This window comes from Salipiger marinus, from assembly GCF_900100085.1.
Classification (GTDB): Bacteria; Pseudomonadota; Alphaproteobacteria; order Rhodobacterales; family Rhodobacteraceae; genus Salipiger; species Salipiger marinus.
The window spans coordinates 38,921-53,031 of sequence record NZ_FNEJ01000012.1 but is presented as its reverse complement, the minus strand read 5'-3'; the positions used below and the strand labels follow the sequence as shown (position 1 = coordinate 53,031).

Here is a 14,111-nt window from a genome sequence, read left to right as displayed (position 1 = left end):
CGCCCTCCGGTCATCGGAAAATTTCCGATTACATGCTTTCGCCCATGGTCACTTCGTCGGCGACCTTCTGCTGGGTGTCGCCCAGCTCGGGGTCGGCCACGAGGCCATAGTTGGACAGCGGGCCGGAGGGGCCGGCGATCTCGTCAGAGACGAAGAACTCGGCATATTCCTTCAGGCCGGGGATCACGCCGATATGGGCTTTCTTCACGTAGAAGAACAGCGGGCGCGACACCGGGTATTCACCGGTGGAGATGGTGTCGGTGGAGGGGGCGACGCCGGACATGGTCGCAACCTTCAGCTTGTCGGTGTTGTTCTCGTAGAACGCCAGACCGAACACGCCCACACCGTTGGTGTTGCTGTCGATACGGGCCAGGGTCTCGGTGTAGTCGCCGTCGATGTCGACCGAACGGCCATCGGTGCGGACCTGCAGGCAGGCGCCTTCGGCGTCGTCTTCGGACATGCCGCCCGCGATCATGGCTTCCATCGCGCCGGTTTCTTCGCAGCCAGCTGCCAGAACCTTCTCTTCGAACACTTCACGGGTGCCGTGCTTGGTGCCCGGGATGAAGGCGGCGATTTCGACTTCCGGCAGATCGGCGTTGAAATCCGACCACATGGTGTGGGGGTTGTCGACCAGTTCGCCGTCAACCATGACCTTGGGGGCCAGAGCGTTGAACCAGTCGGCGGGCTCGAACGCGGTGAAATCCGGGCCGGTCTTCTGGCTGGCGAAGACGATGCCGTCATAGCCGATGCGGACTTCCATGATGTCGGTCACGCCGTTGGCGGCGCAGGCTTCGACTTCGCTGTCACGGATGGCGCGCGATGCGTTGGCGATGTCGATGGTGTTTTCGCCCACGCCTTCGCAGAAACGCTTCAGACCCGAGGAGGAGCCGCCGGATTCGATCACCGGGGTCGGGAAGTCGAAGTTTTCGCCGAAAGCTTCTGCCACGATCGAGGCGTAAGGCAGAACGGTCGACGAACCGGCGACCTGAACGTTGTCACGGGCAGCGGCAGCGGTGGCCGATGCTGCGGCGAGCGCCAGAGCCGAGACTGCGAGTTTGACGGATTGCATGTGGATGCTCCTGTTGCAACGGTTGCGGCCAGTCATTGACCTCGGTCCGACCGCTAAGTGGATTCGGTAATCCTTATGCAAATTATTGGTGACAGTTTTGTAACAAGGTTCGACCTTTCTTGGCCATGGCAGAATTCCCTGCAGGCAGCCTCGGGCACAGCGGCGCCGGGTCGGGCCGTGACAGTTGCGTCATCTCCATGGATTTTGGGCCGCAGGGGCACAGGGGCACAGGGGGCAACCTGCCCCGCCTGTTGATCCTGGATCGCCGGAAGCTGGAGGTTCGGGCTTGGCGTCTATGCCAGCCCACAGGTTTTCGACCGCATCCGCAAGGTTCATCCCCCACCGCGCGTTCAGGCCGCGTGCCAGCTTGCGGCTGAAAACCTCAATGTCGATCCCGCGCTCGTCCTGTTATGCGCCAAGGGCGAGACCGGGCAGAGCCTTGGCCTGATGCGGCGGAAAAGCGCATCACGGAACTGATGCGCCTTTGGTTGGCGTCAGCGTCCCCCCGTACTTCGATGTGGTCCGGACAAGATTTCAACGGAACCTCCCGGCCTGACCTTATGGAAGGCACGGTGCGGAAAACGGGGACCGGGGCCACGTTGGGGATGGGGGGCACGACTGGCAGCAGAGGCGGAGCGCCAGAAAGCAGCCCGCTTTCGCGCAAAAAGCCCCCACAAAGGACTGTCCGCCGCCTGCGGCCGAAGCGTTTGGGGGAATGGCCGCAGGTGCCGTATCTTTGTTCCGCAACGTCACAGGACTGTCACCAAAGCCCGCTACCCCCGGGCCAAACGCAAAATATGGGGAAAAACATGAAAGCTCTCTGCACTCTGACGGCTGCCGCCACGCTCGCACTCGCAATCCCGGCCCATGCCGAATTCGCGCTCGACAGCCGGTTCACCGATGCCGATGGCGATCTGATCGCCGATATTCCCAGCGATGCGGCCCAGCAGGTCGATCCCGACACGCTGATCTTCGCCTATACCCCCGTCGAGGATCCGGCGGTCTATGCCGAGGTCTGGCAGGGGTTCCTTGACCACATGGCCGAAGTCACCGGCAAGGACGTGCAGTTCTTCCCGGTCCAGTCCAACGCCGCCCAGATCGAGGCGATGCGGGCCGGGCGCCTGCATGTGGCGGGCTTCAACACCGGGTCGAACCCGCTGGCCGTGGCCTGCGCGGGCTTCCGCCCCTTTGCCATGATGGCCGCCGAAGACGGCTCTTTCGGCTATGAGATGGAAATCATCACCTACCCCGACTCGGGCATCGACAGCATCGAGGCGATCAAGGGCAAGCAGATGGCCTTCACCTCCGAAACCTCGAATTCGGGGTTCAAGGCACCTTCCGCGATCCTTTCCGCCGAATTCGGCATGAGCGCGGGCGCGGATTTCGAACCGGTCTTCTCGGGCGCGCATGACAATTCGATCCTTGGCGTCGCCAACAAGGATTACCCCGCCGCCGCCATCGCCAATTCGGTCAAGGCCCGCATGATCGAGCGCGAGGTGGTCACCCCCGACCAGCTTGTCACGCTTTATACCTCGGAAACCTTCCCGACGACCGGCTACGGCACCGCCTACAACCTGACCCCGGAACTGCAGGAGTCCATTCAGGAAGCCTTCTTCAGCTTTGACTGGGAAGGCTCCGCGCTGGCCGAAGAGTTCAGCAAGTCGGGCGAAGAGAAGTTCATCCCGATCACCTTCCAGGAAGACTGGGCCGTGATCCGCACGATCGACGAGGCCACCGGCGTCGTCTACGCTTGCGAATAATCCCCCGACAGTCCTGAATGCTCATGGGCGGCACTCTGCTGCCCATGACTTTTTTTGCGGAGTGCCCAAGATGCTGACCCTCGAAGGTCTGTCCAAGACCTACAAGACCGGCGACGCCGCGCTGACCGAGGTGTCGCTCAGCGTGCCCAAGGGCCAGATCATGGGGCTGATCGGTCCCTCCGGCGCGGGCAAGTCGACGCTGATCCGCTGCATCAACCGGCTGGTCGATCCCACCGCGGGGCGGATCCTGCTGGGCGATGTGGATCTGGTCCGACTGGGCAAGGCCGACCTGCGCCGCCAGCGCCGCCGCATCGGCATGATCTTTCAGGAATACGCGCTGGTCGAACGGCTGACGGTGATGGAAAATGTGCTGTCGGGCCGTCTGGGCTATGTGCCGTTCTGGCGCAGCTTCCTGCGCCGCTATCCCGGCCCCGACATCCAGCGCGCCTATCAGCTGCTCGACCGGGTCGGGCTGATCGACCATGCCGACAAGCGCGCCGATGCGCTGTCCGGCGGGCAGCGGCAGCGGGTCGGCATCGCGCGGGCGCTGGCGCAGGATCCCGAACTGCTGCTGGTGGACGAACCCACCGCCAGCCTTGATCCAAAGACCAGCCGCCAGATCATGCGCCTGCTGACCGAGATCTGCGCCGAACGCGGCCTGCCCGCCATCGTCAACATCCATGACGTGCCGCTGGCCCAGCAGTTCATGCAGCGCATCGTCGGGCTGCGCGCGGGCCGCGTGGTGTTCGATGGCGCACCCGACCAGCTGACCCATGACGCGCTGACCGCGATCTATGGCGAAGAGGACTGGAACGCGATGCGGCAGGGCGATGACGAACAGTCGCAGGCCGAGGCAGAGGCGCGCGACCGCATGGCGGCGCTGGCCCGATGACAACGCAGCGCTATCCCACCACATGGCGCCGCCCGCCGCAGATCCTCAAGGACCGGCGCTGGCGGATCGCGATCCAGATCGGCATCGTGGTCTATCTTTTCCTTGCCATCGGCACGGTCGAGGTGAACTGGTCCCGCGTCTATGACGGGCTGGAGCGCGGCCAGCGCTTTGTCATGGGGTTCCTGCAGCCCGATTTCACCAGCCGCTGGCGCGACATCAGTCAGGGTCTGGTGGAAAGCCTGACCATGACGCTGACCTCCACCGTGATCGGCGTCGCCATTTCCGTGCCCATCGGCATCGGGGCGGCCCGCAATCTTGCGCCGCGCTGGGTCTACTATGTCTGCCGCGCCATCATCGCGGTCAGCCGCGCGCTGCAGGAGGTGATCATCGCGATCTTCTTCGTGGCGATGTTCGGCTTTGGCCCCTTCGCGGGCTTCCTGACGCTGTCCTTTGCCACCATCGGCTTCATCGCCAAGCTGGTGGCCGATGACATCGAGGAGATCGACGAGGCGCAGGTGGAGGCGGTGCGCGCCACCGGCGCGTCATGGGCGCAGCTGGTGAATTACGCGGTGCAGCCGCAGGTGATGCCCCGGCTGATCGGGCTGTCGCTCTACCGGCTGGACATCAACTTCCGCGAAAGCGCGGTGATCGGCATCGTGGGGGCGGGCGGGATCGGTGCCACGCTCAACACCGCCATCGACCGTTACGAATATGACAGCGCCGGAGCCATCCTGCTGATCATCATCGGCATCGTCATGATCGCCGAATACAGCTCCAGCTATCTGCGGAAGTTCCTGCAATGACCGAGATCTCCCATTACCGCCAGATCTGGTCGCACCGCACCCCGCGCGCGCGGCTGCTGCTGTGGGCGGGCTGGCTGGCGCTGGTGGCGCTGTTCGTCTGGTGCTGGCAGGTGATGACGCAGGACACGATCTGGTTCTTCGTCGCCGACGCGCCGCAGCAGGCCGCCGATATCGGCCGGCGGATGCTGCCGCCGCGCTGGTCCTACCTGCCCGAACTGATGCAGCCGCTCTGGGACACGCTCAACATCGCGACGCTGGGCACGCTGGGCGGGGTCATCATGGCGGTGCCGGTGGCGTTTTTTGCCGCGCGCAACACCACGCCGTCGGTCACGCTGCTGCGGCCCGTCGCGCTGTTCATCATCGTGGCGTCGCGGTCGATCAATTCGCTGATCTGGGCGCTGCTGCTGGTGGCGATCATCGGGCCGGGCCTGCTGGCCGGGATCGTGGCCATCGCCCTGCGCTCCATCGGCTTTGTGGGCAAGCTGCTGTACGAGGCGATCGAAGAGACCGATGCCCGCCAGATCGAGGCGATCGAGGCGACCGGCGCCAGCGCCGCGCAGGTGCTGAGCTATGGCATCGTGCCGCAGATCATGCCCGCCTTCTGGGGCATCACCGTCTTCCGCTGGGACATCAACATCCGCGAAAGCACCATCCTTGGTCTGGTCGGCGCGGGCGGCATCGGGCTGAAGCTGCAGGGCTCGCTCAACACCCTTGCATGGAGTCAGGTGTCGGTGATCCTGCTGCTGATCCTTGGCACCGTGGTGCTGAGCGAATGGGTGTCGTCACGGGTGCGGCAGGCGATCATCTGAGCCAGGGCGCGCGGGCGCGGGATCAGACCCGCAGCCCTTCGGCATTGAACAGATGCAGCGCCTCGGGCGGGAAGCTGACCGCGATGGCCGGACCCGGCGACAGCCAGCGCCGGTCATGGGTCAGCACCTTGAACACGGCGCCCGCCAGCGTGAGATGCAGGATGATGCCATGCCCGGTGGGTTCCACCAGATCCACGGTCGCATCCAGCGCGCCCTGCCCGGCGGGGGCGGGCAGCACATGTTCGGGCCGGATGCCCAGCGTCGCCCCGCCCATGGCGGCGGGCATCGTCTCGGGCAGCGCCACCTGCCGCCCGTCGGACAGGCGCAGCACCCCGCCCGCCACGTCACCGGCCAGAAAATTCATCCCCGGCGAGCCGATGAACCCCGCCACGAACAGGTTCGCGGGCCGGTCATACAGATCAAGCGGCGTGCCGACCTGCTGGATATGGCCGCCATGCATGGCAACGATGCGGTCGGCAAGGGTCATCGCCTCTACCTGATCGTGGGTGACATAGATGGAGGTGGCGCCAAGTTCGCGGTGCAGCTTGCGGATTTCGGCCCGCATCTGTTCGCGCAGCCGGGCATCAAGGTTGGACAGCGGTTCATCGAACAGGAACGCCTTGGGCTGGCGCACGATGGCCCGGCCCATGGCGACCCGCTGGCGCTGCCCGCCCGACAGCGCCTTCGGCTTGCGCTCCAGCAGCGCGTCGAGGCCCAGCTTGACCGAGGCCGCGCGCACCTTCTGGGTGATGGTGGGCTTGTCGGTCTTCCGCAGCCGCAGCGAATAGCTCATGTTGTCGGCCACACTCATATGCGGGTAAAGCGCGTAGCTCTGGAACACCATGGCGATGTCGCGTCCCTTGGGCGGCAGCGTGTTCATCACCCGGTCATCAATGCGGATTTCGCCGCCGGTGATCTCTTCCAGCCCCGCGATCATGCGCAGCAGCGTCGATTTTCCGCAGCCCGAAGGCCCGACCAGCACGATGAATTCGCCGTCGCCGATCTGCAGGTTGATGTCGTCCAGAACGCGGATCGTGCCGTAATTCTTGCTGACGGAGCGGATTTCCATCGTGGCCATGGGGTTATCCTTTCACGGCGCCGGCGGTCATGCCCTGCACCAGATAGCGTTGGATGAGCAGGAAGAAGAGACAGGCGGGGATCAGCGCCAGCACGCCCGCCGCCATCATCTGCCCGTAATCGACGGAGAATTTCGACACGAAGGTCAGCAGCCCCACCGGGAAGGTGGCCTTTTCGCTGCCAGAGATCAGCATCAGCGCAAAGATCATCTCGGACCATGCGGCGGTGAAGACGAAGCCCAGCGTTGCCGCCACCCCCGGCAGCGCCAGCGGCAGGATGATCTGACGAAAGGCGGTGAAGCGGTCGGCGCCGTCGATCATCGCGGCCTGTTCCAGATCCGGCGGGATTCCGTCGAAAAAGCCCTGCATCAGGAAGGACGCGAAGGGCACGTTGAAGGCGGTATAGACAAGGATCAGCCCGGTCAGGCTGTTGGTCAGCCCCAGCGGCGACAGGATCTTGAAGATCGGCGCCACCAGCATGACCAGCGGGAACATCTGCGTCACCAGCAGCAGGCCCGCCAGCCACATCTTGCCCCGGAACCGGAAGCGCGACAGCGCATAGCCCATGAGGGCTGCCAGCACGGTGGAGACAAGCGCGGTGGTGCCCGAGACGATGAGGCTGTTGGCGAAGAAGCGGGGAAACTCGCTGTTGGCCAGCACGAAGCGGAAATGGTCCAGCGTCGTGGCCGAGGGCCAGAGCCGCACGCCTTCGGAATAGAGCAGGTCGTTGGGCGTGACCGAGACCTTGAGCAGCCAGAACAGCGGAAACAGCGCGAAGGTGATGAAGGCAAGGATGGCGGCGCGATGCGCCAGCGTGCCGAAGATGCGGGTCGCGGTCATGTCACCTGTCCCTGTTGGAAAGCTTCTGGCGGAAGACGAGGATGACCATGGAATAGGCCAGCAGCAGCGCAAGCAGCACCAGCGCCACGGCGGAGGCATAGCCGAAATCCAGCCGCCGGAACGCCTGCGTGAAGATGTAGCTGGCCACGGTCTGCGTGCGGTCCGCCGGTCCGCCATTGGTCATCACGATGATGAGGTCGGCGAAATTGGCGACCCAGACCGTGCGCAGCAGCACGGTGATGGCGATGACCGGCGCCAGATAGGGCAGGGTGATGGAGAAGAAGCGCTGGATCGGCGAGGCACCGTCGATGGAGGCGGCCTCATACAGATCCTTGGGGATGGACTGCAGCGCGGCCAGCAGCGTGATGGCAAAGAAGGGGATGCCCCACCATGTCGCGGCGACGATGGGCCCCCACATGGCGATCTGCGGATCGGACAGGATGTTGGACGGCTCCTCCATCAGCCCCAGCGCAGTCAGCCAGTGCGGGATCGGCCCGATCACCGGGTTGAACAGCCACGCCCAGTTGAGCCCGGCCAGAAAGGTCGGCACCGCCCATGGCAGGAAGACCAGCGACTGCGCGATGCCGCGCCCGGCGAAGGGCACGTTGAGCAGCAGCGCGAGGATCAGCCCGAAGCTCAGCTGCAGAAAGACGCTGGCGCCGGTCCACCACAGGGTGTTGCGCAGCGCCCGCAGAAAAGCCGCGTCCTGCCCCAGCGCCTGAAAATGGTCGAGCCCGACAAAGCCGCCCGAAAACGGGTTGAGCAGCTGGATGTCGCGGAAGGCGTAGGAAATGCCAAGGATCAGCGGCACCAGCATCACGGCGGTGATCAGGATCAGCACCGGCGCGCAGTAAAGCCATGGCTCCAGCGTCAGGGCGACGCGCTGGCGCAGCGGGCGCCGGGTCGGGATGGGGATGGGCGTGGCGGTCATCGGTCCTCCGGAAAGGGGGAAGGGCCGGACGCGCGCGCCCGGCCCCGGCCTCGGATCAGTCGGCGAGGAAGTTCTGCTGCGCCTTGGTCAGATAGGCCGCCCATTCGGAGGCAAGCTCCTGCGGCGTGATCTCTCCCAGCAGCGCCCGCTGGCCGGAGGCGATGGAGAGCGAGTCCTTGAAATAGGCGAATTCTTCCAGATAGGTCGGCATGGTGGTGGGCACCACGTCCTCGTCCGCCAGCGCGTCGAACCAGCCCTCGAAGGCGGGGGCGGCGTAGAATTCATCCTCTTCGGCGGATTTCAGCACCGGCAGCGCGCCGATGGTCTTGTTCCACGCGATGTTGCCCTCGGGGCCTTCCAGCGTGGCGATCAGATCCCATGCCAGATCCTTGTGTTCGGACGCGGCCATCATCGACCAGCCCGCATAGCCGATGGTCGGGAAGGACTTGCCATCCGGGCCTTTCGGCATCGGGATCACGCCATACTGGTCTTCGGTCATGCGTTCGGCGATGGCGATAAGCGCATCGGGATCCTGATCCAGAAAGGCGCAGGTGCCCGAATAGAAGCCCGCGACGATCTCGTTGAAGCCCCAGTTCACGCTGTCCCGGGGGGCGAGCCCGTCCTTGTAAAGGTTCACATACCACTCGATCCCCTTGGCCCAGCCTTCGCTGTCCATGGTAGAGGTGCCGTCTTCGGTGAAATAGCGGTTGTCGCCCGCCATGGTCGCGGCGGCCATCATCCAGCCGTTGAGCCCGCCCGGCCCGCCGCGCATGCAGTAGCCGGATTTGCCGGGCAGTTCGGAAATCGCCTCGGATGCGCTGCGGAATTCGGCGAGCGTGGTCGGCGGCTCCACCCCGGCTTCGGCCAGCAGATCCTTGTTGTAGAACAGCGCCCGCAGATAGAAGCCATAGGGCAGCATATAGGCGGTGTCATCGACATCGCGGCCCAGTTCCAGCGCGCGGTCGGTAAGATCGGCGGTGGTGTCCCAATCCGCAAGATAGGGTTCAAGGCTTTCGAGCAGGCCGTTATTGGCATAAAGCGACAGCCACGTGTCCGGCATTTCCACCACGTCGGGCAGATCGCCCGCCGAAACCATGGTGGCGAATTTCTGGAAGGCTTCGCCCCAGGGCAGCGAGATGATCTCGACCGTGGTGCCGGGATTGGCCTCCTCGAAGGTGGCGACGATCTGGCGGAGCGTTTCGGTGCGGGCCGGGCTGGTGATCACCTCGACAAGGCGCAGCGTGGTGTCGGCGCTGGCCGCCCCGCTGGCCGCCAGAAGCGCAAGCGTGCTGGCGCTGATAAGGTTTTTCATGGTCTTCTCTCCCTGTTGAACGGCGGTCGGTGCGTGTCGGCCCGGGATGGGCCGTCACCGCGCGGCAGCGATGGCCGCAGTCAGATCGGCCCAGAGGGCCTCTGTCCCCTCCAGCCCGACATGCAGCCGGACCGAGCGGGCGGAGATGCCGAATTCATGGGCCGAGTTGGGTCTGGCCTTCTGTTCGAGCACGACATCTCCGGGCACCACGAGGCTTTCATGCCCGCCCCAGCTGACGCCCAGCTTGAAAAGCCGCAGCGCGTCGCAGAAGCGGCGCAGGTCGATGCCATCGTGGAAAAGGAATGAGAACAGGCCGGTGGTGCCGCGCAGCCCCGGCGGCAGCGGCGCAAGGCCCGGATGCAGCACGCGGTCGACACAGTCGAGCTGCTGCAGGCGGCGCGCGATCTCCAGCGCGCTGTCCTGATGGGCGGCGACCCGCAGCGGCAGCGTCCGCAGCCCGCGCAGCAGCAGCCACGCATCCATCGGCGCGATACGCCCGCCCAGATAGGGGTAAATCTCTGCCCGCACCCGGTCGACATTCGCCTTGGATCCGGCGATGACGCCCGCCACCACATCGCTGTGCCCGCCGATATATTTGGAGGCGGAATGCACCACCAGATCGACCCCCAGCGTCAGCGGGTTCTGAAACACCGGCGTGGCCCAGCTGTTGTCGATGACCGAAAACACGCCATGCCGCTGTGCCGCCGCCGCCAGCGCGCCCACGTCGAGCGCCTCCATCACCCAGCTTGTCGGGCTTTCTAGATACAGCAGCTTGGCGCCGGGCAGGGCCCGTTCCACCGCCTGCGGATCGGTGCCGTCCACATAGTCCACGGTGATCTTCATGCGCTGCAGATGGGTGCCGAACAGCCGGAACGCATCGGGATAGACGTTGCGCACCGCCACGATCCGGTCGCCCGGCGCCACATTGGCCAGCACCGAGGCCGAGATCGCCGCCATGCCCGAGGCGAAGGCGAGCGCGTCTTCGGCCTGTTCCAGCTCCGCCAGCTTCACCTCGAAGGCGCGCACGGTGGGGTTAAGGCCGCGGCTGTAGATGGGGCGGGTGATCTCGCCGCGATAGGCCGCGATCATCTCGTCATAGCTGTCGAAGGTGAACAGCGAGGTCTGCACGATGGGCGGCACCACGGCGCCAAGCAGGCTTTCGGCATCGTGGGCCACGATCAGGCGGGAGGCCTCGTAGAGGTCGGTCATGGACGCATGTTCCTGATGTCCTCCTCGACCACGTCGAGGATCTTGCGGGTTTCTTCTGCCGCAGCCGCCGTGTCTCCCGCGCAGATCGCGTTGAAGAGGGTGCGGTGATAAGGAAAGGACCGGGCGGCAAAATCGGGCCGGTCAAAGGGCCGGTCCCAGAACCGTTCGAAGATGTCGCGCATCTGTTCCAGAAGCTGGCGGAACAGCGGGTTATGCGCCGCGTCATAGACGGTCATGTGAAAGGCGAAATCCGCCTTGCCGCTGCCGCCTTCGCGGTGATGGGTGCGCTCCATCTCTTCCAGCGCCTCCTGCATCCGCGCCATGTCTTCGGGCGTGCGGCGGCGCGCGGCGGCGATGGAGGCCTCGATCTCGATGCCGCGCCGCACCTCCAGCGTCATCAGCAGCGCCTCGGCCAGACCGTCCGCCGACAGGCTGAGCGGCATGTAGATGGTTTCGGCGGAGATCTGGCGCAGCAGATAGGTGCCGGAGCCGATCCGCGCCTCGACGATGCCAAGCGCGGAAAGCTGGCTCACCACCTCGCGGATGCTGGAGCGCCCGACCTTGAGCGCTGCGGTCAGCTCCCGTTCGGGCGGCAGCCGGTCGCCCGGCTGCAGGTTGCGCGCCTGAATGTAGCGCGCCAGCGCATCCATGATCTGACGGCTGCGGCCAAGCGGCGGCAGGGCGGCCAGATCGTCGGAGACGGGGTCAGGGGAGAGGACGGGCTCGGTCATATTGGTAATAGGTCAGACCAATTTGAGTCGTGCAAGCGGTTTTTGCCCCAAGCTGGTCGCGCGCGTCCGGGGCAACTGCCCGAAAAACATGCAGCCGCCCACACCTGCCCGAAAAACTGACCAATTAGTTTGACCATTTGCTATCTTTTTTTCTACTGTTTCCCCGAGGGAGACCAGAATGACCAAGACCAACCAGACACCCCCTACGGCGGGGCGGGCCCGATGAAGCGGTTCTGGGCCGATTATTCCAGACAGGCCTTTGCGGAACTGGACCATGACCGCCTGATCGCGGTGCTGCCCATCGGCGCCATCGAACAGCATGGCCCGCATCTGCCGATGTCGGTGGATGCCTGCACCGTGCACAATGTGGCGCAGCGGCTGGCGGCGGCGCTGCCCGACACCAGCCCGGTGCTGATCCTGCCCACGCAGGCGATCTGCAAAAGCGACGAGCACATCGATTTTCCCGGCACGCTGACCCTGACCGGCGAAACCTTCGGCCATGTCCTGCGCGAGATCGGCGCCAGCGTGGCCCGGGCCGGGGTGCGCAAGCTGGTCTTTCTCAACGGGCATGGCGGCAATATCCCCGCCATGGACATGGCCGCGCGGGATCTGCGCATCCGCCATGGCATGATGGCGTTCTCGGCCAACTGGTTCGGCTTCGGCATGCCGGAGGGGATCTATTCCGGCACCGAGCTTGCCCATGGCATCCATGCGGGCGACATGGAAACCTCGGTCATGCTGGCGCTGGATCCTGCCAATGTGGACATGAGCCTTGCCCGCGATTTCCGCTCGCGCGGGCAGGATCTGGCGGAACAGACGCAGCATCTGGGTCTGGGCCGCGCCGTCAAACCCGGCTGGAAAACGCAGGATCTGAGCACCAGCGGCGCCTGTGGCGAGGCGCATCTGGCCAGCGCCGAAAAGGGCGAGGCCACGCTTGCCCATGCCGTGACAAAGCTGGTCGCCGCCATGGCGGAGATCGACAGCCTGCCGCTGTCCTGGCTTGACCGCAAACCGGAGATCTGAGCGATGAGCACGCTTCCGCACGGCGCGACCGCGCCCGATCTGATCGACATGCGCGATGTCGACAAGGTGTTCAGCAACGGCACCATCGCCCTGCGCGGCATGTCGCTGAGCATCAAACAGGGCGAATTCGTCAGCTTTCTGGGCCCGTCGGGCTGCGGCAAAAGCACGGCGCTGAAGATGATCGCGGGGCTGCTGTCCGTCTCCAAGGGCGCCATCACCGTCAACGGCCACCCCGCCGGGCAAAGCCGCGACGGCAGCGATATCGGCTTCGTCTTTCAGGAGGCGACGCTGATGCCATGGGCCACGGTGTTCGACAATGTCCACCTGCCGCTGAAGCTGCACGGGCTGGGCAAGGCCGAAGCCCGCGAACGGGTCGACGAGGCGCTGGCCATGGTCGGGCTGTCGAACTTCGCCACCTCCTATCCGCGCGAGCTTTCGGGGGGCATGCGGATGCGGGTGTCCATCGCGCGGGCGATGGTGACCCGGCCCAAGCTCCTGCTGATGGACGAGCCCTTCGCGGCGCTGGACGAAATGACCCGGTCCAAACTGAATGACGAGGTGCTGGCGCTTTGGAAATCGCATGGGCTGACGGTGATCTTCGTCACGCATTCGGTGTTTGAATCCGTCTACCTGTCCAGCCGCGTCGTGGTGATGGCGGCCCGGCCCGGGCGCGTGGTGCATGACATCCCGCTGGCCACCGACATTCCGCGCACCGCCGATTACCGCATGTCCACCACCTATGCCGAGACCTGCAAACAGGTCAGCACCGCCTTGGAAGGGACCATGACCCATGTCGATCTCAACCATTGACCCCGAAACCGGCCTTGCCGTCGACCTCCACGCGCCCGACCCGCGCCTGCTGCGCGAACGGCGGGAGCGGCGGCTGCAGCTGATCCTGCCGGTGGCGGCACTTGGCTGCGCCATCGGGCTCTGGGAATTTCTGGTCTGGTATCACGAGGTGCCGCATTACCTGATCCCGGCGCCGAGCCTGATCGCCAAGACGCTGGTCACCGACGGCGCGTCGCTGATGCAGAGCGCGCTGTTCACCGTCAAGCTTACCCTGCTGTCGCTGGCGCTGGCCATCATCGGCGGCGTGTCGCTGGGCATGGTCTTTGCCCTGTCCCGCCCGATCGAGATGAGCCTCTTTCCCTTTGCGGTGATCCTGCAGGTGACGCCGGTGGTCGCCATCGCGCCGCTGATCCTGATCTATGTCAGCAACACCTTCGCGGCCCTGCTGATCTGCGCATGGATCGTCGCCTTCTTTCCGATCCTGTCCAACACCGCCATCGGCCTGCGCAGCGCCGATCACAACCTGCGCGACATGTTCCGGCTCTATCAGGCGACGCCGTGGCAGCGGCTGCGCTATCTGCTGATCCCCTCGGCGCTGCCCTATTTCATGGCCGCGCTGAAGATCGCGGGCGGGCTGGCGCTGATCGGCGCGGTGGTGGCCGAATTTGTCGCGGGCACGGCGGGGCAGAATACCGGGCTTGCCTCGCGCATTCTGGAATCGAGCTTCCGCAATGAAATCCCGCGCATGTTCGCGGCGCTGTTTCTGGTGTCGGTGCTGGGCGTCATCATTTTCCTCGCGACCTCGTGGCTGTCCCGCGCCGTTCTCGGCCACTGGCACGAGAGCGAGATCAAGCGCGAAGGATGACC

At 65.1% G+C, this 14,111-nt stretch carries 14 protein-coding genes; 7 read left to right on the top strand and 7 right to left on the bottom strand.

From position 1 onward, the window contains the following. Window positions 1–28: 28 nt before the first annotated feature. On the bottom strand, window positions 29–1,069 hold the full coding sequence (locus BLR51_RS14710) for a substrate-binding domain-containing protein (protein ID WP_089848279.1): 1,041 nt from the start codon (window positions 1,067–1,069) through the stop codon (window positions 29–31). A gap of 809 nt (window positions 1,070–1,878) precedes the next feature. Here BLR51_RS14710 and phnD point away from each other — a divergent pair. The 4 genes from phnD (at window position 1,879) to phnE (BLR51_RS14690) (ending at window position 5,333) form a co-directional block, all read left to right on the top strand. After that, a complete protein-coding gene (phnD, locus tag BLR51_RS14705; RefSeq protein WP_089848477.1) occupies window positions 1,879–2,829 on the top strand; it encodes a phosphate/phosphite/phosphonate ABC transporter substrate-binding protein in 951 nt (316 codons plus the stop codon). A gap of 70 nt (window positions 2,830–2,899) precedes the next feature. Beyond that, window positions 2,900–3,721, top strand: a complete 822-nt coding sequence (gene phnC, locus BLR51_RS14700; RefSeq protein ID WP_089848277.1) for a phosphonate ABC transporter ATP-binding protein — start codon at window positions 2,900–2,902, stop codon at window positions 3,719–3,721. Then, the gene (gene phnE / locus BLR51_RS14695; protein WP_089848275.1) at window positions 3,718–4,524 is read left to right on the top strand and encodes a phosphonate ABC transporter, permease protein PhnE; all 807 of its coding nucleotides are present in this window, start codon (window positions 3,718–3,720) and stop codon (window positions 4,522–4,524) included. Before phnC ends, phnE (BLR51_RS14695) begins: the two co-directional genes overlap by 4 nt. Next, window positions 4,521–5,333, top strand: coding sequence for a phosphonate ABC transporter, permease protein PhnE (gene phnE, locus BLR51_RS14690; RefSeq protein WP_089848273.1), 813 nt, complete (start codon window positions 4,521–4,523; stop codon window positions 5,331–5,333). The genes phnE (BLR51_RS14695) and phnE (BLR51_RS14690) overlap by 4 nt, the downstream gene beginning before the upstream one ends. Window positions 5,334–5,355: 22 nt before the next feature. Here phnE (BLR51_RS14690) and BLR51_RS14685 read toward each other — a convergent pair whose 3' ends face one another. From BLR51_RS14685 to BLR51_RS14660, 6 genes are read right to left on the bottom strand one after another with little or no spacing between them, the layout of a single operon-like run. Next, window positions 5,356–6,411 carry an ABC transporter ATP-binding protein gene (locus BLR51_RS14685; RefSeq protein WP_089848271.1) on the bottom strand — a complete coding sequence of 352 codons (1,056 nt, stop codon included), beginning with the start codon at window positions 6,409–6,411 and terminating at the stop codon, window positions 5,356–5,358. Between the two features lie 4 nt (window positions 6,412–6,415). Continuing rightward, complete coding sequence (locus BLR51_RS14680) at window positions 6,416–7,249, bottom strand: carbohydrate ABC transporter permease (RefSeq protein ID WP_089848269.1); 834 nt, start codon at window positions 7,247–7,249, stop codon at window positions 6,416–6,418. Between the two features lies 1 nt (window position 7,250). Beyond that, window positions 7,251–8,180 carry a carbohydrate ABC transporter permease gene (locus BLR51_RS14675; RefSeq protein ID WP_089848267.1) on the bottom strand — a complete coding sequence of 310 codons (930 nt, stop codon included), beginning with the start codon at window positions 8,178–8,180 and terminating at the stop codon, window positions 7,251–7,253. A 55-nt stretch (window positions 8,181–8,235) separates the two neighbouring features. After that, the gene (locus BLR51_RS14670; RefSeq protein ID WP_089848265.1) at window positions 8,236–9,492 is read right to left on the bottom strand and encodes an ABC transporter substrate-binding protein; all 1,257 of its coding nucleotides are present in this window, start codon (window positions 9,490–9,492) and stop codon (window positions 8,236–8,238) included. Window positions 9,493–9,546: 54 nt separating this feature from the next. Beyond that, complete coding sequence (locus tag BLR51_RS14665; protein WP_089848263.1) at window positions 9,547–10,701, bottom strand: PLP-dependent transferase; 1,155 nt, start codon at window positions 10,699–10,701, stop codon at window positions 9,547–9,549. Further along, the gene (locus BLR51_RS14660) at window positions 10,698–11,432 is read right to left on the bottom strand and encodes a FadR/GntR family transcriptional regulator (protein ID WP_089848261.1); all 735 of its coding nucleotides are present in this window, start codon (window positions 11,430–11,432) and stop codon (window positions 10,698–10,700) included. Before BLR51_RS14660 ends, BLR51_RS14665 begins: the two co-directional genes overlap by 4 nt. 222 nt (window positions 11,433–11,654) lie before the next feature. Here BLR51_RS14660 and BLR51_RS14655 point away from each other — a divergent pair, with 222 nt between their 5' ends. Genes BLR51_RS14655 through BLR51_RS14645 form a run of 3 tightly spaced genes read left to right on the top strand, consistent with a single transcriptional unit; the run spans window position 11,655 to window position 14,109 of the window. Then, window positions 11,655–12,455 (top strand): creatininase family protein, encoded by an 801-nt coding sequence (locus BLR51_RS14655; protein ID WP_089848259.1) that lies wholly within the window; start codon window positions 11,655–11,657, stop codon window positions 12,453–12,455. Window positions 12,456–12,458: 3 nt separating this feature from the next. Beyond that, the gene (locus tag BLR51_RS14650; protein WP_089848257.1) at window positions 12,459–13,265 is read left to right on the top strand and encodes an ABC transporter ATP-binding protein; all 807 of its coding nucleotides are present in this window, start codon (window positions 12,459–12,461) and stop codon (window positions 13,263–13,265) included. Then, a complete protein-coding gene (locus tag BLR51_RS14645) occupies window positions 13,246–14,109 on the top strand; it encodes an ABC transporter permease (RefSeq protein WP_089848255.1) in 864 nt (287 codons plus the stop codon). Before BLR51_RS14650 ends, BLR51_RS14645 begins: the two co-directional genes overlap by 20 nt. Window positions 14,110–14,111 lie beyond the last annotated feature (2 nt).

Coding starts and splice junctions, on each gene's coding strand:
- BLR51_RS14660 (WP_089848261.1), bottom strand. CDS start 11,432: ATGACCGAGCCCGTCCTCTCCCCTGACCCCGTCTCCGACGATCTGGCC.
- BLR51_RS14710 (WP_089848279.1), bottom strand. CDS start 1,069: ATGCAATCCGTCAAACTCGCAGTCTCGGCTCTGGCGCTCGCCGCAGCA.
- BLR51_RS14645 (WP_089848255.1), top strand. CDS start 13,246: ATGTCGATCTCAACCATTGACCCCGAAACCGGCCTTGCCGTCGACCTC.
- phnE (WP_089848273.1), top strand. CDS start 4,521: ATGACCGAGATCTCCCATTACCGCCAGATCTGGTCGCACCGCACCCCG.
- phnC (WP_089848277.1), top strand. CDS start 2,900: ATGCTGACCCTCGAAGGTCTGTCCAAGACCTACAAGACCGGCGACGCC.
- BLR51_RS14655 (WP_089848259.1), top strand. CDS start 11,655: ATGAAGCGGTTCTGGGCCGATTATTCCAGACAGGCCTTTGCGGAACTG.
- BLR51_RS14680 (WP_089848269.1), bottom strand. CDS start 7,249: ATGACCGCGACCCGCATCTTCGGCACGCTGGCGCATCGCGCCGCCATC.
- phnE (WP_089848275.1), top strand. CDS start 3,718: ATGACAACGCAGCGCTATCCCACCACATGGCGCCGCCCGCCGCAGATC.
- BLR51_RS14670 (WP_089848265.1), bottom strand. CDS start 9,492: ATGAAAAACCTTATCAGCGCCAGCACGCTTGCGCTTCTGGCGGCCAGC.
- phnD (WP_089848477.1), top strand. CDS start 1,879: ATGAAAGCTCTCTGCACTCTGACGGCTGCCGCCACGCTCGCACTCGCA.
- BLR51_RS14665 (WP_089848263.1), bottom strand. CDS start 10,701: ATGACCGACCTCTACGAGGCCTCCCGCCTGATCGTGGCCCACGATGCC.
- BLR51_RS14685 (WP_089848271.1), bottom strand. CDS start 6,411: ATGGCCACGATGGAAATCCGCTCCGTCAGCAAGAATTACGGCACGATC.
- BLR51_RS14650 (WP_089848257.1), top strand. CDS start 12,459: ATGAGCACGCTTCCGCACGGCGCGACCGCGCCCGATCTGATCGACATG.
- BLR51_RS14675 (WP_089848267.1), bottom strand. CDS start 8,180: ATGACCGCCACGCCCATCCCCATCCCGACCCGGCGCCCGCTGCGCCAG.